Source organism: Paenarthrobacter sp. NPDC090522 (genome assembly GCF_044769225.1).
GTDB lineage: Bacteria > Actinomycetota > Actinomycetes > Actinomycetales > Micrococcaceae > Arthrobacter.
The window spans coordinates 31,015-54,608 of sequence record NZ_JBIVXL010000003.1; the positions used below are offsets into that span (position 1 = coordinate 31,015).

The following is a 23,594-nucleotide window of genomic DNA, read 5'->3' on the forward strand; positions in this document are numbered from 1 at the left end:
AGTTTCACCGGCAAAAAGAGAAGGCCTCCAATTGCTGGTGCAATCGAAGGCCTCGAAGATCGGCGCAGCCCCACGAAGGGAGCCAACTGCACTTCCGGCAATGCCGTGAAGCGTCCGACCAGGTTACCCGGCAACCTTCAAGTCCCGTGAGGGAAGCGGCTGACGCGGGTGGGAGAGAACTCCGCTTGCAAACTGAAAATCAAGTCTACAGAAATAACCCGCCAAGCGCACATTCACACGGCGGGCACAGACTGCAGTTCCACTAAACGTAGAAATAACGACTTCCAGTCGGTCTGTGACAAGCTTACCAGTATGAGCACTGAAGACAGCAATCACCGTAACTCCTTCGGCGGAGACGCGGCAGACACCGGAGTCTCCCAGCAGATCCGCGACATCGCCGAAGTTCCCGCCGTCGAGGTTATTACCACCGGCGCCGTGCACCTCATGAGCGCCGCAGCGGTCAAGGTTGGCCTGGCCGACGATCCCCACGCGGAAGACCTCAAGGACCTTGACGAGGCCCGCAAGCTCATCACCGCCCTGGCCGGCCTGGTCACGGCGGCCGCCCCGGAGATCGGCTCCCAGCATGCCGGTCCTTTGCGCGATGGCCTGCGGTCCCTTCAGCTGGCATTCCGCGAGGCTTCCCTCATCCCGGACGCACCGGGCAAGGGTCCGGGCGAAAAGTTCACCGGCCCGGTGAACTAGCGGCAAGCCCAAGCAGCAAACGACGACGGCGACCCAACCTTTCGGTTCGGGTCGCCATCGTTGTTAAGGCCCAAGGCGCCTCAGACGCGGGCGGCGCGGCGGCGCAAGGACATCAGGACGAAACCTGCAACGCACAGGACGACGCCGGCAGAACCCACCGCAGCGAAGCCCCCGGACGGTCCCACGTTGTCGATGAACACCCCCGCCAGCGGCGCACCAAGGGCCACACCGGCCGTCAGCGCCGAACCGTACCAGCCCATCGCTTCACCACGACGTTCCTCGTCCACAAGGTCGGCAACCTTCTCCGAGGACGCGGACAGCACGGGCGCACACAGCAGGCCGGGGAGGATCGACAGGAAGGCCAGCGTCCATGTGTCCCGTGCAAAGCCCATGGGAATAGTCAGCGCGGCCATGCCCAACAGGAGAAGCATGGGCGAGACCGGGCGGTTCATGGCGCCGTAAACAAGTCCACCGACCACCGAGGCAGCACACCAGAAGAAGAAGACTATGCCGATCTGGTTCTGGTGGCCTCCCCGTTCCAGCAAGCCAACGATGCTCACGTCCGAACCACTGAGCACCATTCCGGAGCCCGCCGCAACGGCGAACAGCGCAGCTACTGAGACGGTGAACCACGTGAAATTGCGGGCAACGCGGCTCCGCAGGCCACCCTTGGACGCCGAAGGCGCCATTTCGGAGGCAGCCTCCTGGACATGGCCGGGTGCGGAAGCAACCATGGCAGCCTCGGCGGCTGAAAGATCGGCCGCGGCACGTTCCGCGGACTCCTCGGCCGAGCAGGGATCCTCGCTCCTCGTTGGAGGATTGAACCAGATCAGGAACAGGCCCGCCACGGAAACCGACACTCCCACGGCAGTCAAGCCCAGCGCCGAGAAACCGCTCGTGGCGACAATGGCACCAATGGCCGGTCCGATCATGAACACGAGCTCGGTGGCAATCGAATCCAGGGCGAAGGCGCCGCGACGCTGTTCACCATCCACCATCACACCCAGCGACTGCCGGACCACGCTGAAGATGGGCAGCGTGAACAGGCCGCCCACGAACACCAGGGGCAGGAGCCATTGATAGGAAACGTGCGGCACGATCGACCAGATCACGGTCTCGGACACGACGGAAGGAATAAGGGCCCTACGCAAGCCCACCATGTCTACCCGGCGTCCGCGCCAAGGAGCTCCCAGCGCGATCCCGATGGTCATGACTGCCGCAGCAGCCCCCGCTGCGGCGTACCCCTCCCCCAAAGTCAGGACTATGTGCAGCGTCAACAGGACGCCGGCCGCCGAATGCGGGATGCGGGCCACCATGCCCACCAACAGCAACCGCCGCACAGGGCGGATGGACAGCATCTCCTTATAGAGAGCGAAATTCACAGCCAGTTTCCTCTTGTTCCCCAAGGCAGCCCCGGGGAACGGGTGCTGCCGTTAATGCTGCGCGGGCTCCTGTGCTGCACGCTGCAGTTTTACTTCAATGGAATCAACGCCCTCGGCAAAGGAATCCATCCTTGCCCAGGCCTCGTTCAATTGGGCCACGAGCGCTTGGACCGCTACGGCGTCCAGCCCGTCCTCAAGGAACAGCACTACCCGCAACTCCGGCCCCGCTCCGCCGCCAGGTACCTGGCGGCCATCGGCCGTCAGGGACGCAACGCCCGCACCGGGCTGCGTCTCAAGCCTGCGGACCGTGCGGAAACCAGAAACCGTGGAAGCGAGAGCAGCCTCCAGTTGATCATCAAGGTAGGACGGCGTCCAGTCCTTCTGCTGGGCAAGAGCCCACATGGCCGGGCGGCGCACCACGAACGTGTAATCCGAACCCGGGTCCAGGACCAGCAGTTGTGCACCCTCGGATACGGCGGAAAGTGCCGCCCTGGCCGCGTAAACAGCAACAGGCCGGGCCCCCGGATGCCATCGCTCCAGGGCATCCGCGGAAGTGAAGACGGGCATGGCCGTCCTTCCGTCAGGAGCCTTGAGAGTGACCAACGCCATATCAGCCTGCTTGTCGGCATGGAGCCCGTCCACGCCTTCGGCCTCTTCGGCGAGCGTCGCAACCACGGGCACGAAGACCCTGGCCGTGGCGAGCGCCGACACCACATCGGCTTCGCTGCCATTGCCGTCCAGCAAGGCCGCTACTGCGGCGAGGTATCCCGAATCGGCCGAACCGTCGTCGTCCTCGAAGTTGTGGATTTTGGCGGCGTCGCCGTCCAGGCTGCGCCCCGCCCACGGCTGCCCGGCGGAATCGGTGGGCCCGCCGGCACCCGCCAGGGCGGCGGCAATGTGCCCGGGAAGCTCCCGGCGGTGTTCCTGGTGCCCTGCCATCAGCGGCGGCCGGCGACGTCCAGCGCTTCGGGGAGCGTGAAGGCACCGGCGTACAGCGCCTTGCCCACGATCGCACCCTCGACGCCCAGCGGAACCAACTCACGGAGCACGCGGAGGTCCTCAAGGCTGGAAATACCACCCGACGCCACCACGGGCTTACCGGTCTTCTCCACCATCTGGCGGAGCAGTTCGACGTTGGGTCCCTGCAGCGTGCCATCCTTGGTCACGTCGGTGACCACGTAACGGGCGCAGCCGGCGTCCTCAAGACGGGCCAGGACCTCCCAGAGATCGCCGCCCTCCTTGGTCCAACCGCGGCCGGCCAGCGTGGTTCCGCGGACGTCAAGACCGACGGCGATCTTGTCGCCGAAGCGCTCGATGGCACGGCGGGTCCATTCCGGGTTTTCCAACGCAGCCGTACCGAGGTTCACCCGGGCTACGCCGAGGGCCAGGGCGCGTTCCAGCGACTCATCGTCGCGAAGCCCGCCGGACAGCTCCACCTTCACGTTGAGCTGGGAAACCACGTCGCTGATCAGGTCTGCGTTGTTGCCCCGGCCGAAGGCGGCGTCGAGGTCCACCATGTGCACCCACTCAGCGCCGGCTTCCTGCCAGTTCAGGGCTGCTTCAAGGGGCGTGCCATAGCTCGTTTCCGAGCCCGCCTCTCCTTGGAGGAGGCGGACCGCCTGGCCGTCAACAATGTCGACGGCGGGAAGAAGTTCCAGAACGGACTGTGCGGGCGTGGTCATGTGTGTCCTTGCAGTTGATGGGAACGCCGGGTTACTTGCCCGGAAGCGTCAGGAGGTAGGCGGCCAGGAGGGACATCCCGGCCAGCACGTAGAAGGAAATGGAAACCCAGAGGGGCTTTTTCTGCTGGTGGAAGGAGATGCCCCCACCTACCAGGAGGCCGGCGAGCCCCATGAGCACTACGGACCACATTCAGGCGGCGCCTTCAGGTTTCCGGAGGCCGTCCACCCAGTTGCGCAGCAGCCTGGCACCGGCATCACCCGATTTCTCCGGGTGGAATTGCGTAGCGCACAGCGGGCCGTTTTCCACCGCGGCGATGAAACGGGCTCCGTGCTCGGACCACGTCACCATGGGCGGAGCCATCCGGGGCTGGACAACGTCGAAGTTCCATTCCTGAACGCCGTAGGAGTGCACAAAGTAGAAACGCTCGTCCTCCACTCCGGCGAAGAGCTTGGACCCCTCCGGAACGTCCACGGTGTTCCACCCCATGTGCGGAACCACGGGAGCGGGCAGGAGCTCTACCTTGCCTGGCCATTCGGCCATTCCTTCGGATTCGGTACCGTGCTCCACTCCGGCCTCGAACATCACCTGAAGGCCAACACAAATGGCGAGGACCGGCCGGCCTCCGGCAACGCGGCGCCCGATCATGCGGATGCCATCAACGGCCTTGAGCTCCTTCATGACAGTCTCGAACGCACCGACCCCGGGAACCACCAGTCCGTCAGCGTTCAGCACGTCTTCCGGCTTGGCGCTCAACACGACGTGGGCGCCTGCGCGCTCCAGTGCCCGCACCGCCGAACGCACATTTCCCGAGCCGTAATCCAGCACCGTAACCGTGGGCTTGCCCTCGGGCGATTCGGGCTTTGCGGAAGCCGATGCGTCAGTCACCGCACCGTCTTTGAGGATCTGGTTGCTCATAGTGCTCCCTTGGTGGACGGAATACCCTCCACGCGGGGATCGGATTCAACGGCCGCGCGGAGCGCCCGGGCGAATGCCTTGAACTGTGCCTCCACAATGTGGTGGGGGTCGCGTCCTGCCAGAACATTCATGTGCAGGCAGATACCTGCGTGCAGCGTGATGGCTTCGAAGACGTGCCGCGTCAGTGAACCAGTGAAGTGTCCCCCGATCAGGTGGTACTCCTGTCCGGCGGGCTCCCCGCCGTGCACCAGGTAGGGGCGGCCGGAAACGTCCACAACTGCGTGGGCCAAAGCCTCATCCAGGGGAACGGTGGCCTCGCCGAAGCGACGGATACCGGCTTTGTTTCCCAACGCCGTCCGCAGGACCTCGCCGAAGGTGATGGCCACGTCTTCAACGGTGTGGTGGGCGTCGATGTGGGTGTCCCCCGTGGCCTTGACCGTCATGTCGATCAAGGAGTGCTTGCACAGCGCAGTCAGCATGTGGTCGTAGAACGGGACCGAGGTGCTGATGTCCGAGACACCCGAACCGTCCAGGTTGATCTCCACCAGGACAGAAGACTCACTGGTGGTGCGCTCCATGCGCGCGGTACGGGCAGCGGACGGCGTGGCGCCGGTTTCGCTCATCTGGGGAACGTCCTTAACACGAAAAGGGAAATGGATCTAGGGACAAGTCTAAGTGGGTGGCTTCTTAACCGAGCCGTGGAGCAACACCGGCCTCGCCGGCCAGCAGCGCTTCAAGAGCTTCCAGGAACGCTGTGGTCTCCTGTTCGGTACCGGCAGTGACACGCAAGTGCCCGGGGATCCCAACATCGCGGATCAGTACTCCAGCATCCAGCAGGCCCTGCCAGATGACTTGCGGGTTCTCCAAGCCACCAAAGAACACGTAATTGGAGTCCGAGGCCGCCGGCTTGAGGCCCATCCGCAGCAATTCAGTGACGATGCGGTCACGCTGGACCTTGATGTCCTCGACGTCGGCCATCAGGGCCTCGCGGTGCTGCAGGGCTGCCAGGGCGGTCGCCTGCGTTACCGCCGAGAGGTGGTACGGCAGCCGGACCAGGCGGATGGCATCGGTGACCTCGGGCGCCGCAGCCATGTAGCCCAACCGCGCACCGGCAAGTGCGAAAGCCTTGCTCATGGTGCGGGAAACAATGAGCCGTTCCCGGCCCGGCAGCAAGGTCAGGGCACTGGGAGTGTTGTCGTGGGCGAATTCGTGGTAAGCCTCGTCCACGATCACGATCGCCTGGCTGGCCTCTCCTGCTTCATAGACAGCCTCCACGACGTCCAAGCCAAGACCCGTTCCGGTGGGGTTGTTGGGCGAGCACAGGAAGACGATATTTGCGCCCGCCTCAGCCACCTGCGCGGCGGCAGACGCGGCGTCCAAACTGAAATCCCCGCCACGAACACCACGGACGTACTCAGTGTCCGTGCCGCTGGCCAGGAGGGGGTACATGGAATACGTGGGAGGGAACCCAAGGGCCTTGCGGCCGGGACCACCGAAAGCCTGGAGGATCTGCTGGAGAACCTCGTTGGATCCGTTGGCAGCCCAGATGTTCGCAGGACTGAGGCCGTGGCCCAGGAATTCCGCCAACGCCTCCCGCAATTCAGTGAACTCGCGGTCGGGGTAACGGTTCAGTCCGGTGGCCGCTGCGGCCACGGCTTCGGTGATCGCGGCCTGGACATCGGCGGGCACTCCATGGGTGTTCTCGTTGACGTTGAGCAGAATCGGAACGTCAAGCTGCGGTGCGCCGTAGGGGCTCAGTCCACGCAGGTTGGTCCGGAGGGGAAGTCGGTCGAGTCGCTCAAGCTGGTCAGTCACCCCACCAGTTTAAGGTGCGCCGGTGAGTGCCCTGTAACTGTGACGCCGGAGAGGATCCGCGCCACCGTCCGTATGGACTACTTGGCAGGAACAAACAATTGCTGACCGGGGGTGATGCGTCCGCCACGGAGATCATTCAGCTGGATGATCTCCGTGATGACGTCCCGCGGGTCACGCTCGGGTGCGGCAGCCCCTGCAATGCCCCACAGGGACTGACCGGGCTGCACGGTGACACTGACGGCGACTGGCGGTTGCAGTTGCGACGGGGAATCCGAGGCCTTGGCCGGCGAGTTCAGGAAGCCCGCAAACGTGAGCAGCGCGGCCACGAGCAACATGGCCGGGATGCCAAAGAAAACGATCCGCCCGCGCCGGGTGAGCCGGATGCGGGTGGGTACCGGCGCGTTGCGGAACTCGTGGAACGTTGTGACTGCGGACATGAGCTGAGCCCTTCTGAGCGATTGCCTGGTCCCGGGGAACCAGGACCCTGCTGCCAATACCTTGTGTTCGTTGGTCTCGCCGCGATATTCGAACACTTCCTTCGAACATCTCGGCTTCGATCCGGATTACTAGAACACATATTCGAACCTTGCTATGACATTTTTAGCACTTATCAACGAACGGTGTCGAGACTCGCTAGAACAAATGTTTGATAAACGCTGGTGCCTGGCCTACGTTTGAGGGAAGAAACAGGCACAAAAGCAGTGCATCAGGAGGGTCTGACATTTTTGACCCACATCCCGGCAGCACTCAGAACGCCGCCGGGCGGAACGGAAGGGCAATGGCGAACATGGCAGCGAAGGCCACAGGCGGCGGGGCACCCCTGCGGAGCCAACAGCCCACCAAAAGTCCCAAAAGCCTGACTGTCCGTCAGAAGAAGATCCTCGAGACCATCCAGCGCTCCGTCAATGACAACGGCTACCCGCCCAGCATGCGCGAAATCGGGGATACGGTGGGATTGGCCAGCCTCTCGAGCGTCACCCACCAGTTGTCCCAGCTGGAAAAACTCGGCTACCTCAGGAGGGACCCCAAGCGTCCTCGCGCCATGGAAGTCCTCATGCCACTGACCCTTGACGGTGGTGCCACCATCCCGGGAGTGGAAGCCCCCGCAACGTTGCGCAGTACCGGCGGCCTCGCCGTCACCGAGCTGGCAAGTGCCAGCGACACCGCGATGGTTCCCCTGGTGGGCCGCATCGCTGCCGGTGGCCCGATCCTGGCCGACCAGACCGTGGAGGACGTCCTGCCCCTCCCGCGGCAATTGGTGGGCCATGGCGAACTCTTCATGCTGAAGGTCGCCGGTGATTCCATGATCGACGCCGCCATCTGCGATGGCGACTGGGTTGTTGTCCGCCGGCAGAATGACGCCATCAACGGCGATATCGTGGCAGCCCTCCTGGACGACGAGGCCACGGTCAAGACATTCCGCCAACGCGACGGCCACACTTGGCTCCTCCCCCAGAACACCCAGTACGAGCCCATCCTCGGCGATCAAGCCACCATCATGGGCAAAGTCGTGTCGGTGTTGCGCTCCCTTTAAGGGCCATCCTCCAGAAGGTCTGTTCGAAGACCCGCGTCGGCACACACTGCTTCAGGGGTGCCCGCGCCAGCGGTGGCGGGCACCCCTGAAGAATCGTCTTATCGCCCGCTCCGGGCCAGCCTTTGCAAGGCGCCCTGGACGGTCTTCCGGTCGGTCGTGGCCCAGAAGGGCGGCAAGGCAGCCCGCAGGAAGCCGCCGTACCTTTCGGTGGAAAGCCTCGAGTCGAGTATCGCCACCACGCCCTTGTCTCCCGTAGACCGGATCAACCGGCCTGCTCCCTGCGCCAGGCGGATTGCGGCATGGGTCGCCGAGACGGCCATGAACCCGTTTCCACCGGACTGAGCCACAGCACGCGACCTTGCCGTCATCAGGGGATCATCGGGCCGTGGGAAGGGGATCCTGTCAATGACCACCAGGCGGCACGAGCCACCCGGCACGTCCACCCCCTGCCACAGGGACATGGTGCCGAAAAGGCACGTATCGGGTTCGTCAGCGAACTGTTTCACCAGCGCTGCCATGGTGGATTCTCCTTGGCACAGGATGTCCACATCGAGCCGCAGCCGCATGGCTTCCGCGGCTTCCTCGGCTGCCCGCCGGGACGAAAACAGGCACAACGCTCCGCCGCCGGAGGCACGGATGAGGTCCTCAAGCTCGTCGAGGGCTTCGGGCGAGGTGCCGCGTCCGGGCTTGGGCAAGTGCTTCGCCACGTAGAGGACGCCCTGCTTCGGATAGTCAAAGGGCGATCCCACGTCCAAGCCTGTCCAGCTGGGAGCTCCGTCCCCCAGCAGGCCCAGCCCGCCCGCGGCCGGCTCGAACGCCGACCCGATGGCCAGCGTGGCGGACGTCAGAACCACCGTGTGGCCCGCAAACAGCCCTTCCCGGAGGCGTCCGGCCACGCTCAGGGGAGCAATATTAATGAGTGCGGGAGCTGTTTCGTCAGGCGGCGAGTAGCCCTGCTGGGGATCGAAAGTGCTGTTCCTGGAGAACCACACCACTTCACGATTTTCCTTCGCGGCCAGCAACCGCTCCGATAGTTCCAGAATGAGCATGAGCCGCGAACGGGCCAACTGGCGTCCACCGTCCACGGCGTTCGACGAATCCGTTTTCGAATCGGACAGGGCGGCCCTGGTGGCGTCCCGGAGCTGGTCCAGGCAATCAAGTTGTTCGTCGTTGAGGCCGTTGGGCACCAAGCCGCTTGGAACACCAACAAGGGCCATGTCCAACCTGTCCGCGGCCGCGTTCAGGGCATCGACGGTGATGGCCGTGTGCTTGCGTGCGCTTGAGGCCGCAGCATGGATCATGGCCACGGACAACTGGCCGGACACGGCTCCCGTGACCCGGTCCTGGAGTTCGTGGGCTTCGTCCACCACCACCACGTCATACTCCGGAAGGACTGCCAGTCCCTCAAAGGCGCTCACGGCGAGCATCGCGTGGTTGGTGACCACCACATCGGCTTCCGCCGCCCGGGCGCGTGCCTGCTCGCTGAAGCACTCCTCCGCCAGGGGACACTTCTGCGCCCCCAGGCATTCCATCGAGGTAACTGAAACCTGGCGCCATGCACGGTCTGTCACACCCGGCATCAGTTCGTCGCGGTCGCCCGTGGCGGTCTTCTCCGCCCACTCGCGCAGCCGCACTACTTCCTTGCCCAGTTGCGACGACGGCCCGCCCAGCGATGCGGCGAAGTGCGGCACGCTGGTGTCCTCTCCGAGGGAGAAAAGCTGTCCCTCGGAGGGTTCTTCGCTGGGAAACCCGCCCTCGAGCTTTTGCAGGCACACGTAGTTGGCCCGGCCCTTGACGAGCGCCACATTCACTGGCCGTTCCAGGGCCGGGTTGATGGTCTCCAGCAGACGGGGAAGGTCCCTCCCCACGATCTGCGTCTGGAGGGCCAGGGTGGCGGTGGACACCAGCGTGGGCTTGTTGCTGTCCATGGAATGGGCGATCAACGGGATCAGGTAAGCCAACGACTTACCCGTTCCCGTTCCCGCCTGGACCAGCAGGTGTTCCCCGGACTCGATGGCCCGGGCAACGTGCTTGGCCATTTCATGCTGGCCAGTGCGGCTTTGGCCGCCCATGCCTGCAACAGCCTTGTCCAACAGCTCGAGGGTGAACTTCTCCCCCACCGACGCAGCGGGTTCCGCCGCCACCTTCTCAACCATTGCTGACGAACGACTCCAGCTCGGCGGCCAGGCCCTCGCGGACCATCGCCACCACGCGCGTGCCGTCTTCCTCGTGCTCAAGGCTAAGGATTTCGGCGTCGGAGTTATGCAGCTTGTTGATCAGCTCGCCGCGGTTGTAGGGAATGAGCACCTCCAGCCGGACGCCCGGCCGCGGGATCGACTGGCTGATGGTCTCCAGGAGTTCGGCAATTCCCTCCCCCGTGCGGGTCGAAACGACGGCGTGGCGCGGTTCCTTCTGCCTGAGGCGCTCAACGACGAACGGATCCGCCACGTCCACCTTGTTCAAGACGATGATTTCCGGAACCTTCCGGGCATCGACTTCGCTGAAGACTGTCCGCACAGCCGCAATCTGACCTTCGGGATCAGGGTGCGAGGCATCGACGACGTGCAGGATCAGGTCCGAATCCGCCACTTCCTCGAGCGTTGAACGGAATGCCTCAACCAACTGTGTGGGCAGTGAGCGGACGAACCCCACGGTGTCGGCCAAGGTGTAACCGATACCGTCAGGCGTTTGGGCCTTGCGGACCGTGGGATCCAACGTGGCGAACAGCGCGTTCTCCACCAGGACACCGGCATCCGTCAGGCGGTTGAGCAGTGAGGACTTGCCGGCGTTGGTGTAGCCGGCGATCGCGACGGAAGGAACGGCATGACGACGGCGGTTGGCCCGCTTGGTCTCGCGCGCCGGCTTCATCGCGGCGATCTCCCGACGCAGCTTGGCCATCCGGGTACGGATGCGGCGGCGGTCGAGTTCGATCTTGGTTTCACCGGGACCACGGGAACCCATGCCGGCGCCTGCGCCACCCACCTGCCCACCGGCCTGGCGGGACATGGAGTCACCCCAGCCGCGGAGCCTGGGGAGCAGGTATTCCAGCTGGGCCAGTTCCACTTGGGCCTTGCCCTCACGGCTCTTTGCATGCTGGGCGAAGATATCCAGGATCAACGTGGTGCGGTCAACAACCTTAACCTTCACGATGTCCTCCAGGCCACGCCGCTGGGACGGCGAAAGCTCGGTGTCCACAACCACCGTGTCGGCTCCGGTGGAGGCGACGATTGCCTTGAGCTCCTGGGCCTTGCCGGACCCCAGGAAGGTTCCAGGGTCAGGCTTGGTCCGGCGCTGGACCAGCCCATCCAGGACTTCCGAACCGGCGGTTTCAGCAAGCGCCGCGAGCTCCCGCAGGGAATTCTCGGCATCGGCCAAGGTGCCCTCGGTCCAGAGGCCTGCGAGGACCACTCGTTCAAGGCGCAACTGCCGGTACTCAACCTCGGTGACATCCTCGAGTTCCGTGGAAAGGCCTGCCGTCCGGCGGAGCGCGCGGCGTTCAGCAAGGTCTTCCTGCTCGCCGTCGAAAATGCTGTGCTCCTGGTCAAGCGTGGAGATCGCTTGGGCCTTGCCAAGAACGCCCTTGGCGTCAGGATCCCCGGATGCCTGCGCTGGGACATCCTTGGACAAAATCCGGTCGATGACGGCCTGGATCTCTTCAGGACTCATGTCCTGGGCGTCGGAATCGGATCCGGAGTGCTTCTGGGTGGTCATGGTCTCCTTAGACTGTTCGGCAATTCCAGAATAATGCTGTTTGCTGTGCGGCGCGTCGGTATTCGCGCTGGGCTGACGTGCTTGGGCCAAAAGGGCCTCCTGGAGCGTGGCCGGCAGCCGGATGGCGTCCGGCTGGCCTGGCTGGTGGGTGGTGGCGGTCGGATCCGCGCAGAGGTCCGGTCCGGCTGAAGACTGTCCGTGCTGTCCGGTCGCACCCACACAAGGCCGGTCAGGCCTGCAAGCAGCCAGGCCGGGTCGACGGAGCATGGGGTCGGATGGTGACGTGATCTTCTGAGCGCCCGAACCCCGGAAGGGGACGCGGACCGAGCCGGGGAACCTGCCGGGCGGAATGGGCGGCGCTGGTCACGGAAAGTGATTCGGCAGCGCGGTCCTGCATCGCGGGCAGAGCCATGGGCTGATTACTCAAAGATCAAGAACATGCCTTCCACGGTAGCATCCCGTGTCAAACTGACCCTTCCGGGCTGCAGTTTCCCAAGGCGCCGATCGCCAACTAATCTGGCAAATTATGGAGTCTGCACACTATTTCAGCGCCCAACCCGCCGGTCCCTTCACTCGTAAGGCTTTGACGGTGGAACTGGCCGGAGCTACCCGGCATCTGCAGACCTCCTCCGGGATTTTCAGTCCGGACGGCATAGACAAGGGAACAGCGATCCTGCTCTCGGACGTGCCGCCGCCTTCGCCCCGCGGGAACCTGCTGGATATCGGCTGCGGTTGGGGTCCGATTGCGTTGACGATGGGTCTGATGGCCCCGTCGGCGCAGGTCTACGCCGTGGACGTCAACGAACGCTGCATCGCGCTGACCAACGAGAACGCAGCATCGCTCGGGCTCGGCAATGTGAAGGCGAGCCTTCCCGACGAGGTAGCTGCCGACGTCGAGTTTTCCACCATCTGGTCCAACCCGCCCATCCGGATCGGCAAGGACGAACTTCACTCACTCCTGCTGACCTGGCTGCCCAGGCTGGCGCCGGGTGGCAACGCCTGGTTGGTGGTCCAGAAGAACCTGGGCTCGGACTCCCTGCAGCGATGGCTGGCTGCCGAATTGGACACGTCCTTCACGGTGTCCCGTGAAAGCACCTCCAAGTCCTTCAGGATCCTTCGGGTCAGGAAAGCGTCCCTTTAGCCACAATGACGGCTGGCCCGCTGAGTTCAACATGCTCGCGGCCATCCGGCCCCGGGAAGAACTTGACGTCCACCACGCCGCCGGGAACGTTGACGTGCCACGCGTTCGGCGCAGTGCTCCCTGCCCAGTGGCGAATGGCGACGGCGGCTGCACACGCCCCGGTGCCACAGGACTGGGTTTCACCTACACCACGCTCGTGAACGCGCATGGTGATGGATCCAAAGCCGTCGTGGACCAGCGGCTCCGCGGGGACGACGAACTCCACGTTGGTGCCGTTGGCAGGCTTCGGATCCACCACAGGAGCCTTGAAAAGCTGCGTGGCTGACAATTCAGACAGCTCAGCCAGAGCCACCACGGTATGGGGGTTTCCCATGCTGACCGAGAGGCCGGGGCGGGCCACCTCCAGTCCGTCCGCGCTCACCAGGGCGTCCATGGCCTTGGAGGTGGCTTCGGCCGGGAAGATGAACTCCCACGGGCCCATATCCACGGCGTAACCGTTGTCCGAGCGGACGATCTTCTTGATCCCGCCACGGGTTCCGATGGTCAGGGCTTGTCCGGGACCAAGCTCAACCAGGCCCTGGTCGATAAGGAAGTGGACGAAGACCCGAACGCCGTTGCCGCACATCTCGGACAATGAACCGTCGCCGTTGCGGTAGTCCATGAACCATTCGGCCGAGGAATCCTGTTCCAGCAGGGCGCGGCCTTCGGGCAAATCGCGGGACGGCACGGCCCGGATCAGTCCGTCGCCTCCAATGCCGCGGTGCCTGCCGCACAACTGTGCCACCTGGTCCGGGGTGATCTCGTGAATGGCCCCGGGGTCAGCGATCAGCACAAAGTCATTTCCGGTTCCGTGGCCCTTTGAGAAGGCCAGGCCTGACAGCTCGGCTTCGGGCAAGGTGGCCCCGGCCGCACCGGGCTGCGGGGCGGAAACTGCGGTGGTCTGATCCATGAATCTAGGCTACCTGCCGCTGGTCTTCGGCCAGAAATCAGGCGGCCTTGGTGAGCGCCACGGCTTTCGCAACGAGGGCCGGGTCCTGCCAGTCGAGCCAGTGGATCCGAGGGTCCGCCCGGAACCAGGTCAATTGCCGCCGGGCGAACTGCCTTGTTGCCACAATTGTTTCCTCGGCCGCTTGGGGAATGCCCGCCTGGCCATCCAGGACTTTCAGGAACTGTGCGTAGCCCAACGCCCGCGATGCTGTCTTGCCTTGCCGCAGGCCTGCCGCATCCAAGCGCTTCACCTCATTCAGGAGCCCCGCCTCCACCATCCGGTGGACGCGGTCCGCCAGCCGGTCCCGGAGAACGTCCCGGTCCACTGAGAGTCCCACTTGGATTGCCGGTTGGAAATACTCGCGTTGGGGCATGAACGAACTGAAGGGCCGTCCGGTGAGTTCGTGGACTTCCAAGGCCCGGATCACCCGCCGGGCGTCACCCAGCCTGGCCGCCGAGACCGGATCGACGTCTTCCAGGCGCGCGCGGAGCGGGGACAGGCCAGTGGCCGCACACTCGGCTTCCAGCCGCTGGCGGATCACGGGGTCCGTACCCGGAAATTCGAGGACGTCCAGTGCCGCCCGAACATACAGGCCTGAGCCGCCCACCATGATGGCACGCTTGCCGCGCGCATGGATGTCCTGGATGGTCCTCCGGCATTCAACCTGGAACCCGGCCACGCTGGCTTCCTCGGTGACGTCCAAGGTGTCCAGCAGATGATGCCGCACGCCTTTGCGTTCATCCATGGTGATCTTGGCCGTACCGATGTCCATGCCACGGTAGAACTGCAAGGCATCGGCGTTGATGACTTCGCCGTCCAACGCGAGGGCAAGCTCAACGCCAAGGTCCGACTTTCCCGAACCGGTGGGACCAACAACCGCAATCACGGGCAGTGCGGACGTATCCGGCCCTTCAGGGTGCATGATGCGCCGAACCCGGTTCAGCGGCGGACAGGAATGGCCGGCATGCCCAGCGATACGCCGGTCTTCGCGCTGCCGGCGCCAGGGGCAGGAACCCCGCAGCTGTCAGCCTGCGCACGGTCCCATGCGTCGCCGGCCCTGGAACGGCGAAGGACGTAGTCCGTGGGTCCAGCAGGATCGGCCACAAGGTGGAAGGCGGCGGCCTCGGTGATGGTTACGGTGACGAAATCGCCGGGCCGGGGTGTCTCGGAGCCTTCGGGCACCGAGAAGTGCACCAGCCGCTGGTCCTTGGAACGCCCGGACAGCCGATGCGTCTCCTCCGCCTTGCGACCCGACTGCGCTGTCACGAGGATTTCAACGCTGCGGCCAAGCTGCCTGGCATTCTCCTCAGCAGCGATCCGGTCCTGGAGGGCCGTAAGCCGCTCGTAGCGTTCCTGGACAACGGCCTTGGGCAACTGTTCCGGAAGATCGGCAGCGGGGGTGCCTGGCCGCTTGGAGTACTGGAAGGTGAAGGCCGAGGCGAACCGGGACTGTTCCACGACGTCCAGGGTGGCCTGGAAGTCTTCCTCGGTCTCGCCGGGGAATCCCACAATGATGTCCGTCGTGATCGCCGCGTTGGGGATCCGTTCACGGACCTTGTCCAGGATGCCGAGGAATTTGCTGGACCGGTAGGAGCGGCGCATGTCCTTGAGGACCTTGTCCGAGCCGGACTGCAGCGGCATGTGCAGCTGGGGCATGACGTTGGCTGTCTCTGCCATGGCGTCGATAACGTCATCGGTAAACGCGGCGGGATGCGGGCTGGTGAAGCGGACACGCTCCAGGCCTTCGATGCCACCACATGCCCTGAGCAATTTGGAGAAGGCCAGGCGGTCGCCGAACTCCACGCCGTAGGAATTCACGTTCTGGCCCAACAGCGTCACTTCAACAGCGCCGTCGTCCACCAGCGCCTGGATTTCCGCGAGGATTTCACCGGGGCGGCGGTCCTTCTCCTTGCCACGCAGCGACGGCACGATGCAGAAGGTGCAGGTGTTGTTGCAGCCAACGGAGATGGAAACCCACCCCGAATACACGGAATCACGCTTGGTGGGCAACGTGGAAGGGAAGACATCGAGTGACTCGAGGATCTCCAGCTGGGCCTCATTGTTGTGGCGTGCCCTGTTCAGCAAAGCCGGGAGTGCCCCGACGTTGTGGGTTCCGAACACGGCGTCCACCCATGGCGCCTTCCGGACAATGGTTTCGCGGTCCTTCTGGGCCAGGCACCCGCCGACCGCGATCTGCATTCCGGGGTTGGCGGCCTTGACCTGGCGCAACTGTCCGAGGTTCCCGTAGAGCTTGTTGTCCGCATTCTCGCGCACCGCGCAGGTGTTGAACACCACGACGTCGGCAAGCTCACCCTCAGCCGGCACGTAACCGGCGTCCTCCAGGAGTCCGGCCATGCGCTCGGAATCGTGGACGTTCATCTGGCAACCAAAAGTCCGGACTTGATAGGTCCGTGGCTCAAGGGAGGGCTGCGTTGAATCTGCTGAAGGGGAAGGAATGGTCAAACTCACTACTCAAGGGTACCGGCTTCGTCCAGTACCTCACCGACGATCCTGAACGCCAGGGAGGGCGCGTAGCCCTTCCTGGCCAGCATGGAGGCAAGCCTCCGGGTGTACTTGTCGCGCTCGGCACGGTCCGCAAGGTCAAGTCCGGGCCTGAGCTTGCGCTCAACGAGCTCCCGCGCAGCCCGCTCTTCATCCTGGTCACTGAGCTGGGACAGGGCCTCTTCGGCATGATCCAGATCGATGCCTTTGTCTGAAAGCTCCCGGCGCAACGCCCCCTTGGCAAGCTTCTTGCTTTGCGAACGGCTGCGGACCCACATGCGAGCGAACTCCGCGTCATCAATGAGTTGCACTTCTTCGAAGCGGTCCAGGACTGCTTCCGCGACGTCCTCGGGAACCTTTCGCTCGGCCAGCTTGCGCGCAAGCTGAAGGCGGCTCCGCGGCGCCATGGTCAATTGACGCAGGACGATGGCACGCGCCACGGATTTGGGGTCAGGCTCGGGGTCGTCCGCGACGGGGGAATCCGGGTCCGGCCCGAACCTATCCGTCAACGGCCTTCAGCTTCGGGGTGTCCTCTTCGGGCTTGACGCCAACGCCCAGCTTCTCCTTGATGAGGCGCTCCAGTTCCTGGGCAAGCTCGGGGTTGTCGCGCAGGAACCGGCGCGAGTTCTCCATGCCTTGGCCCAACTGGTCGCCATCGTAGGTAAACCACGAGCCGGACTTCTTGATGATGCCGTGCTCAACGCCCATGTCGATGATGCCACCCTCGCGGGAAATGCCCTGGCCGTAGATGATGTCGAACTCAGCGACTTTGAAGGGCGGGGCCATCTTGTTCTTGACGATCTTGGCCTTGGTGCGGTTACCCACCGAGTCCGCGCCCTCCTTGAGCGTCTGGATACGGCGGACATCAATGCGGACGGACGCGTAGAACTTCAGGGCCTTACCACCGGTGGTGGTTTCCGGCGACCCGAAGAACACACCGATCTTTTCACGCAACTGGTTGATGAAGATGGCGGTGGTCTTCGTCTGGCTCAGGCGACCGGTGATCTTTCGCAGGGCCTGGCTCATGAGGCGGGCCTGGAGGCCGACGTGCGAGTCACCCATCTCGCCTTCGATTTCCGCGCGCGGAACAAGAGCGGCCACGGAGTCGATGACGATGATGTCCAGCGAGCCGGAGCCCACCAGCATGTCCATGATTTCCAGCGCCTGTTCACCGGTATCCGGCTGCGAAACGAGCAGGGCGTCAGTGTCCACGCCAAGCTTTGCGGCGTAGTCAGGGTCCAGGGCGTGTTCGGCGTCAATGAAGGCTGCAATGCCGCCGTTGCGCTGGGCGTTGGCTACGGCATGGAGGGCAACGGTGGTCTTACCCGAGGATTCCGGACCATAGATCTCTACGACACGGCCACGGGGCAGCCCGCCAATGCCGAGCGCCACGTCCAGGGCGATGGAGCCGGTGGGAATGACCTCAATGGGAGCCCGGGTATCGTCACCCAAGCGCATGATGGAGCCTTTGCCGAATTGCTTGTCGATCTGGGCAAGCGCTGCTTCGAGCGCCTTCTCACGATCCGGGGTTGCCGCCATGGTTCACACCTCTGATGCTTTCTCGCTGTGGAGTGGCCTGAACGGCCGCTTTCCTTGTCATGTCTGACGCTATTACGGGGCCCTGACATTTTTGCTCAGCCCGCTTTGCCTATGTGGAAAACAGCTGCGGACTGCCTGGGAAATCGCCGCTCAGGATCAATTTTCCTCTCACAGGAGCATATCCCCATCCGAACAGATATTCGAACAATGCGGCGGCGTGTCACCGGCCGGACCCGTCAAGTGCGGCTAGCTGAGGGGTTTGATGTCCCGGCCCAAGCGCCGCTCAAGGGGCACGTCCTGGACATCGCAGACCGCGATCCAGACCTCCCGGGGAGGGAAACCCGCGGCGAGTGCATCCACCGCAGTCCGTCCCCCGACGCCGGCCAGGACAAGGGAGCCTGCAAGGACCCGGGAATAGCCCGTGCCGAATTCGTCGTCCATCAACCGCCAGAAGTCACTCGCCCTCACGGATAGAGTCTCTCATGCTTGCCGGACCTTAGAATGGTTGCCATGAGCAATCCTCTTCCCAGCGCGCCCGCACCGGCCGTTGCCAGTGACGACGTGGACGACGCCCTTCAGCAGGTGGAACACCAGCTGAGCCTGCTCTGGCGCCGCGCCCGCTCGATTTCGCATCAATTGTCCCGCCAAGTCCACCCGGACATGGAGCCGGCTGCCTACGGCCTGCTGACCATCATCCGCCGCGAGGGTCCCATCCGGCTGACGGACCTGGCAACCTGCATTGGCGTGGGAAAGCCCTCAGTGAGCCGGCAGATCGCCTTCCTGGAAGGCATCGGCCTGGTCTATAAGGAAGCTGACCCGCAGGACGGCAGGGCACAGTCCATCCGTTTGACGGACAAGGGCGAAGAGAAAATGCACCAGGTGCAGGACGCGCGCCGGCAGGTCTTCCGCGAAAGGCTTGGCGAATGGCCGCTGGAAGACGTCAAGACCTTGGCCGATTACATGGGCCGCCTCAACGCCGTCTACAGCGATCCCCTCCTCAGGGAGGTTCCCCTCAAGGACAACGAGCCGGGCGAAGCCACGGACTAGGACGAAGAAAAGGTCCCCGGCCAAACGGCTGGGGACCTTTTCCAATGACTTTGGTGCTTGGTTACCGGGCTCCGGAGAGCATGCCCTGGCCGAAATCGTCGGTGAGATCGAGATCGCGGCCGTAGCGCTGGGAGAACTCCTGCGGAACGGTGTCCGGAACAGCGACGCCCTCTGCAACTGCAACGCGGTCGCTGACTTCGCGGAGCATGCTGGACAACGGAACGTCCAATGCGGTGCAGATCGAGGACAGGAGCTCGGAAGAAGCCTCCTTTTGGCCACGTTCAACCTCGCTCAGGTAGCCCAGTGAAACGCGGGCGCTGTGTGAGACCTCACGAAGGGTACGGCCTTGACGCTGGCGGACATCGCGCAGTACATCACCGATCTCGTGGCGTAGTACAACCATTTTGCGCTCCTTCTGTTCGCTCTGTGCCTGATCAGCCAAGCCCACATCCTTCCAGCGGACAACGCCGTTCACGGATACGGGCTGCTTTACCATCTGTATCGCCTTGCTCCCTCGTTCTTCCGGTCCGCTGGCTGGCGGACCGGGTTGGTTTCTACATCCTAGGCGCCCCGGCCATTCCGAAGCGACACAATGACACAACTATTGGCAATCAGTTTTTGTTCCCGGCTACTTTACGAACGGTAACCAAGCCCACGTACGGCCGCAAGCAGCCGCTCCAGGGCACCCGCGCACGCTTGTTCCCTGATATCTTGCCTGTCCCCCGAAAAGGAGTATTCAAACCATCGGCTGCCAGTCTCCGTGGCAACCCCGATGAAGACGGTGCCGACGGCCTTGCCGTCGTGCGGTTCCGGCCCGGCCACCCCCGTGGTGGAAATTCCCACATCGGCGCCACAAGCCCGGCGGGCTCCTTCGGCCATGGCCACGGCAACATCGCCGTCCACCGAACCTGCTGCGTCCAGCAACTCCCGGGATACACCGAGCACGCCCGCCTTGACGGTGTTCTGGTAAGCCACCACACCGCCCTGGAGCATCCCGGAAGCACCGGGCGTGTTTGCCAACGTGGCCGCCACCATCCCAGCCGTCAAGGACTCGGCAGTGGCCACCGTCAGGTGCCGTTCGATCGCTTCGGCGACTGCCGCCGTCGCGGTTTCAGCCGCGGTGGGGACCGAACTCATGCGCGGCGTCCGGCGGCGCGGAGCTTCAGTGCCTGGACCACGTACTCGACGCCGGTCCACAACGTGATGGCCAAGGCGACCATCATCACCCAGAAGGCAACATCGACGAGCCACGGCGCAATGGCCTTGAGTGGAAGGGTGTAGAGGAAGATCGCCACTGTCTGGACCACCGTCTTCAGCTTTCCGCCGCGGGAGGCAGGCATCACGCCGTAGCGGATCACGACGAAACGCAGCGCGGTAATCCCCCACTCACGCACCAGGATCAGGATGGTCACCCACCAGGGCAACTCGCCCAGCACGGAGAGCAGAACCAGGGCGGAGCCAATGAGCAGCTTGTCCGCGATGGGATCGGCGATCTTGCCGAAGTTGGTGATCAGGCCGCGCGCCCGGGCGATGTCGCCGTCGAGCTTGTCCGTGTAGATCGCGACGGCGAACGCGGCCACCGCCGCCCAGCGCCACCATCCGTGCTGACCGTCGTCGGCAAGCAGGAACCAGACAAAGAAAGGAACCAGGACAATGCGGAGCATCGTCAGGATGTTAGGCAGGTTCCAAACATCGGAACTGCTCGACGTGGCGTTGTCGCCCTCGGCTGTAGTCACCCCTCTAGGCTACCGTCTGGAGATCAGCGGCCAGTGAGCGACCAGGCGTCTTCGCCGCCTTCATCGTCATCGGAACCATCGGCGCCGTCGTAATAGTCGACCGCCTGCGTCCGGTTGTCGAGGTCCGCCGCTACCAGGTCCTCTGCGTACCCGCCCGCGGCGATGTTCGCGTTCGCGTTATCGCTCAGTGCCGCCGTCTGCGCGTCCGGCGCGGCAGGTGCTTCCTGGCCCTTCATCGCCGCCAGGACGGCAGCGAGATCGTCCGGCTTGACCAGGACATCGCGGGCTTTGGATCCTTCGGACGGACCCACGACGCCCCGTGATTCCAGCAGGTCCATCAGCCGGCCCGCCTTGGCGAAGCCAACACGGAGCTTGCGTTGGAGCATCGAGGTGGAACCGAATTGCGTGGTGACCACCAGTTCGGTGGCCTGGAGCAGGACCTCGAGATCGTCTCCGATGTCGTCGTCGATCTGTTTCTTGGGCGCGTCGGCCGCGACGTCGTCCCGGTAGACGGCCTGGAGTTGCCCCTTGACGTGCTCCACCACTTTATGGATTTCCGACTCGGATACCCAGGCACCCTGCACGCGCATGGCCTTGGAAGCACCCATCGGCAGGAAGAGGGCATCACCTTGGCCGATGAGCTTTTCGGCACCCGGCTGGTCCAGCACAACGCGGGAGTCCGTGACGGAGGAAGTGGCAAAGGCCATGCGGGAGGGCACGTTGGCTTTGATGAGGCCCGTGACCACGTCCACGGACGGACGCTGGGTGGCCAGGACCAGGTGGATACCGGCGGCACGGGCCAGCTGCGTGATGCGGACAATCGAATCTTCGACGTCGCGCGGAGCAACCATCATGAGGTCCGCGAGTTCGTCCACGATCACCAGGAGGTACGGGTAGGGCTTGATGACCCGTTTGGAATCCACCGGCGGTGTGACCTTGCCGGCACGGACGGCCTTGTTGAAGTCGTCAATGTGCTTGTAGCCGTAATTGGCGAGGTCGTCGTAGCGGGCGTCCATTTCCCGGACTACCCACTGCAGGGCCTCGGCCGCCTTCTTGGGATTGGTAATGATGGGCGTAATAAGGTGCGGGACGCCCTCATATGCGGTCAACTCCACGCGCTTGGGGTCCACCATGACCATGCGGACCTCGTCCGGCGTAGCGCGCATCAGGAGCGAGGTGATCATGGAGTTCACGAAGCTCGACTTACCGGCACCGGTGGCGCCGGCCACCAGAAGGTGGGGCATCTTGGCGAGGTTGGCCACTACGTAGCCACCCTCCACGTCCTTGCCGACGCCCATGACCATCGGGTGGTCCGTTCGGCGGGCGTTCTGGCTCCGCAGGACGTCGCCCAAGGAAACGGTCTCACGGTCCGAGTTGGGAATCTCGATGCCGATGGCCGACTTCCCCGGGATGGGGCTCAGGATGCGCACATCGCTGGACGCCACGGCGTAGGAGATGTTCTTGGACAGCGCCGTGACGCGTTCCACCTTGGTTCCCGGAGACAGTTCGATCTCGTACCGGGTGACGGTGGGTCCGCGGCTGAAGCCGGTCACCGAGGCGTCCACATTGAACTGCGTCAGGGTGTCGGTCAGGGCTGCCACGACGGCGTCGTTCGCCTCCGTGCGCTCCTTCGGAATGGACCCCGGCGTCAGGAAATCCGAGGCAGGCAAGGTGTACGTCACATCCCCTGCCAGCGACAGCTGTTCCGTGCGCTGCGGGATGGGCGCCTGCGGCAAAGGCGCGCCGGCGGGCTTGGCCGGTACCTGGGCCACGGGGGTGGTCATTTCCGGTGTCAGGACCGGGATGGCTTCGGTGGGATTGTCCAGGCCAGGTGCCGCGCCGAGTCCCTGGGCTGCCTTGATCTTCCCGACGGCGATCTCCGCCTGCGTCGGGCGGCGCACCCCCGGCGGTACGCGCGGTGCGGACGGCGCTGGATTCTCGTCGTCGTCCACTATTGCGTGTTCGAAGGCCTCGTCTCCGACGTAGCCTTCAAGCTTGGCCTCGGACTCGTCATCCTTGCCAAAGAGCCGGGTGCGTTTCTTCCTGGGCTTCGCCGCCGGCTCCTCGCCATAGAGGTAGCTGCGGTCGTGCGCGTCCTGGCCGGCACGGGCCTCTTCCAGGTCCACACCCATGAGGTGCTCGTACCCGGTACGGATCCGTGAAGGAATGGCACCAAAAGGTGTTGCCGTGACGATAAGCAAGGAAATGAAGGCCAGCAGGCTGTAAATGAGGACCGGAACAGCCACGTGGATCGCCGCCAGCGGAGCCGCGGCGAGGAAACCAAGCATTCCGCCTGCCCGTCGCAGGCCGTCAAAGCCGTCCGCCACCGTGGGCTGGCCGCCTATGATGTGGGCCAGGGCCGAACCGGCCAATGTCATGACCATGAAGCCGATGCCTACGCGGTTGTTGCCCCGCCCGTCCTGCGGCTTGCGGAACAGCCGGAAGGCGCAGACAAAAAGCATGAAGGGAAGCAGCAATGACATCCAGCCAAAGGTGCCGTTGACCACGCTGTAAACGACGTCCGGAAGCCAACCTGTCCAGCCCCACCACGCGAAGGTGGCGATTGCTATGCCAAGGACAAGGTTGAAGAGCGCGGCGCCATCACGGCGGTCCCCGGGATCAAGATCGCTGACGTCCGAACCGATGCGGCGCACGCCGGCGCCCACCACGTGGCCGATGCCCTGCCAGGCACCGGAAAGCATCCGGACCGGCAGCGGCGCATGGGGCTCGACGGCGGCCTGCTTTCCCCGCGCGGAACTGCCGCGGCTGTTCCGGGCTGCGGTGCTTTTGCTTGCAGCTCCGCCTCGGCCGGTGCCGGATTTATTGCTGGAGCTGCCTCGTGGCGTGGAGGAAGTACGGGTCGCCATAGTCGCAACGCTACCCGAAGAGGGCCCGAAAT

24 protein-coding genes are annotated in these 23,594 nt (G+C 64.2%); 4 read left to right on the forward strand and 20 right to left on the reverse strand.

Translation table 11 applies throughout. From position 1 onward, the window contains the following. Positions 1–312: 312 nt before the first annotated feature. On the forward strand, positions 313–702 hold the full coding sequence (locus ACIQT2_RS04060; protein WP_400331535.1) for a DUF1844 domain-containing protein: 390 nt from the start codon (positions 313–315) through the stop codon (positions 700–702). Positions 703–782: 80 nt separating this feature from the next. Here ACIQT2_RS04060 and ACIQT2_RS04065 read toward each other — a convergent pair whose 3' ends face one another. From ACIQT2_RS04065 to ACIQT2_RS04100, 8 genes are all read right to left on the reverse strand, one after another. Further along, entirely contained in the window at positions 783–2,084 is a 1,302-nt protein-coding gene (locus ACIQT2_RS04065; RefSeq protein ID WP_400331533.1) for an MFS transporter, read from the reverse strand. Between the two features lie 51 nt (positions 2,085–2,135). Beyond that, positions 2,136–3,023: an SseB family protein gene (locus tag ACIQT2_RS04070; protein ID WP_400331530.1), complete on the reverse strand. Its 888-nt coding sequence runs from the start codon at positions 3,021–3,023 to the stop codon at positions 2,136–2,138. Beyond that, on the reverse strand, positions 3,023–3,766 hold the full coding sequence (priA, locus tag ACIQT2_RS04075; protein WP_400331529.1) for a bifunctional 1-(5-phosphoribosyl)-5-((5-phosphoribosylamino)methylideneamino)imidazole-4-carboxamide isomerase/phosphoribosylanthranilate isomerase PriA: 744 nt from the start codon (positions 3,764–3,766) through the stop codon (positions 3,023–3,025). The genes ACIQT2_RS04070 and priA overlap by 1 nt, the downstream gene beginning before the upstream one ends. A gap of 31 nt (positions 3,767–3,797) precedes the next feature. Beyond that, positions 3,798–3,956 carry a hypothetical protein gene (locus ACIQT2_RS04080; RefSeq protein ID WP_400331527.1) on the reverse strand — a complete coding sequence of 53 codons (159 nt, stop codon included), beginning with the start codon at positions 3,954–3,956 and terminating at the stop codon, positions 3,798–3,800. Beyond that, positions 3,957–4,682 carry an imidazole glycerol phosphate synthase subunit HisH gene (gene hisH / locus ACIQT2_RS04085; RefSeq protein WP_400271300.1) on the reverse strand — a complete coding sequence of 242 codons (726 nt, stop codon included), beginning with the start codon at positions 4,680–4,682 and terminating at the stop codon, positions 3,957–3,959. Then, positions 4,679–5,305 (reverse strand): imidazoleglycerol-phosphate dehydratase HisB, encoded by a 627-nt coding sequence (gene hisB / locus ACIQT2_RS04090; protein ID WP_089594411.1) that lies wholly within the window; start codon positions 5,303–5,305, stop codon positions 4,679–4,681. The genes hisH and hisB overlap by 4 nt, the downstream gene beginning before the upstream one ends. Before the next feature lie 64 nt (positions 5,306–5,369). Next, positions 5,370–6,497 (reverse strand): histidinol-phosphate transaminase, encoded by a 1,128-nt coding sequence (locus ACIQT2_RS04095; protein WP_402943841.1) that lies wholly within the window; start codon positions 6,495–6,497, stop codon positions 5,370–5,372. Between the two features lie 77 nt (positions 6,498–6,574). Beyond that, positions 6,575–6,934, reverse strand: a complete 360-nt coding sequence (locus ACIQT2_RS04100; protein WP_400331523.1) for a LysM peptidoglycan-binding domain-containing protein — start codon at positions 6,932–6,934, stop codon at positions 6,575–6,577. A gap of 350 nt (positions 6,935–7,284) precedes the next feature. On the opposite strand from ACIQT2_RS04100, the gene lexA reads away from it, so the two are divergent. Continuing rightward, positions 7,285–8,031, forward strand: a complete 747-nt coding sequence (gene lexA / locus ACIQT2_RS04105) for a transcriptional repressor LexA (protein WP_400331666.1) — start codon at positions 7,285–7,287, stop codon at positions 8,029–8,031. A gap of 98 nt (positions 8,032–8,129) precedes the next feature. Here the strand turns inward: lexA and ACIQT2_RS04110 are convergent, their stop codons facing one another. Then, on the reverse strand, positions 8,130–10,187 hold the full coding sequence (locus tag ACIQT2_RS04110) for an ATP-dependent DNA helicase (RefSeq protein WP_400331520.1): 2,058 nt from the start codon (positions 10,185–10,187) through the stop codon (positions 8,130–8,132). Continuing rightward, complete coding sequence (hflX, locus tag ACIQT2_RS04115) at positions 10,180–11,742, reverse strand: GTPase HflX (protein WP_402943844.1); 1,563 nt, start codon at positions 11,740–11,742, stop codon at positions 10,180–10,182. Before hflX ends, ACIQT2_RS04110 begins: the two co-directional genes overlap by 8 nt. 526 nt (positions 11,743–12,268) lie before the next feature. Between hflX and ACIQT2_RS04120 the strand changes: the two genes are divergently transcribed. Continuing rightward, positions 12,269–12,883 carry a class I SAM-dependent methyltransferase gene (locus tag ACIQT2_RS04120; protein WP_400331514.1) on the forward strand — a complete coding sequence of 205 codons (615 nt, stop codon included), beginning with the start codon at positions 12,269–12,271 and terminating at the stop codon, positions 12,881–12,883. Here the strand turns inward: ACIQT2_RS04120 and dapF are convergent. The 6 genes from dapF to ACIQT2_RS04150 form a co-directional block, all read right to left on the reverse strand. After that, positions 12,864–13,832: a diaminopimelate epimerase gene (gene dapF, locus ACIQT2_RS04125; RefSeq protein WP_402943846.1), complete on the reverse strand. Its 969-nt coding sequence runs from the start codon at positions 13,830–13,832 to the stop codon at positions 12,864–12,866. The two genes, ACIQT2_RS04120 and dapF, sit on opposite strands and share 20 nt — an antisense overlap. A gap of 37 nt (positions 13,833–13,869) precedes the next feature. Next, positions 13,870–14,793 (reverse strand): tRNA (adenosine(37)-N6)-dimethylallyltransferase MiaA, encoded by a 924-nt coding sequence (gene miaA, locus ACIQT2_RS04130; protein ID WP_402943849.1) that lies wholly within the window; start codon positions 14,791–14,793, stop codon positions 13,870–13,872. 17 nt (positions 14,794–14,810) lie between these two features. After that, entirely contained in the window at positions 14,811–16,340 is a 1,530-nt protein-coding gene (miaB, locus tag ACIQT2_RS04135) for a tRNA (N6-isopentenyl adenosine(37)-C2)-methylthiotransferase MiaB (RefSeq protein ID WP_402943851.1), read from the reverse strand. Beyond that, positions 16,340–16,882 carry a regulatory protein RecX gene (locus ACIQT2_RS04140; protein ID WP_402943854.1) on the reverse strand — a complete coding sequence of 181 codons (543 nt, stop codon included), beginning with the start codon at positions 16,880–16,882 and terminating at the stop codon, positions 16,340–16,342. The genes miaB and ACIQT2_RS04140 overlap by 1 nt, the downstream gene beginning before the upstream one ends. Further along, entirely contained in the window at positions 16,872–17,912 is a 1,041-nt protein-coding gene (gene recA / locus ACIQT2_RS04145; protein WP_364160281.1) for a recombinase RecA, read from the reverse strand. Before recA ends, ACIQT2_RS04140 begins: the two co-directional genes overlap by 11 nt. Before the next feature lie 246 nt (positions 17,913–18,158). Beyond that, positions 18,159–18,353 (reverse strand): DUF3046 domain-containing protein, encoded by a 195-nt coding sequence (locus tag ACIQT2_RS04150; RefSeq protein ID WP_400331664.1) that lies wholly within the window; start codon positions 18,351–18,353, stop codon positions 18,159–18,161. Positions 18,354–18,422: 69 nt separating this feature from the next. Between ACIQT2_RS04150 and ACIQT2_RS04155 the strand changes: the two genes are divergently transcribed. Continuing rightward, complete coding sequence (locus ACIQT2_RS04155) at positions 18,423–18,959, forward strand: MarR family winged helix-turn-helix transcriptional regulator (protein WP_400271310.1); 537 nt, start codon at positions 18,423–18,425, stop codon at positions 18,957–18,959. A gap of 61 nt (positions 18,960–19,020) precedes the next feature. Here the strand turns inward: ACIQT2_RS04155 and ACIQT2_RS04160 are convergent, their stop codons facing one another. The 4 genes from ACIQT2_RS04160 to ACIQT2_RS04175 all read right to left on the reverse strand — a co-directional run bounded on the left by ACIQT2_RS04160 (position 19,021) and on the right by ACIQT2_RS04175 (position 23,562). After that, the gene (locus tag ACIQT2_RS04160; RefSeq protein ID WP_021472656.1) at positions 19,021–19,455 is read right to left on the reverse strand and encodes a helix-turn-helix domain-containing protein; all 435 of its coding nucleotides are present in this window, start codon (positions 19,453–19,455) and stop codon (positions 19,021–19,023) included. A 137-nt stretch (positions 19,456–19,592) separates the two neighbouring features. Next, the gene (locus ACIQT2_RS04165) at positions 19,593–20,096 is read right to left on the reverse strand and encodes a CinA family protein (protein WP_402943858.1); all 504 of its coding nucleotides are present in this window, start codon (positions 20,094–20,096) and stop codon (positions 19,593–19,595) included. Beyond that, on the reverse strand, positions 20,093–20,695 hold the full coding sequence (gene pgsA, locus ACIQT2_RS04170) for a CDP-diacylglycerol--glycerol-3-phosphate 3-phosphatidyltransferase (protein ID WP_400331502.1): 603 nt from the start codon (positions 20,693–20,695) through the stop codon (positions 20,093–20,095). Before pgsA ends, ACIQT2_RS04165 begins: the two co-directional genes overlap by 4 nt. 23 nt (positions 20,696–20,718) lie before the next feature. Next, complete coding sequence (locus tag ACIQT2_RS04175; protein ID WP_402943860.1) at positions 20,719–23,562, reverse strand: DNA translocase FtsK; 2,844 nt, start codon at positions 23,560–23,562, stop codon at positions 20,719–20,721. Positions 23,563–23,594: the final 32 nt, after the last annotated feature.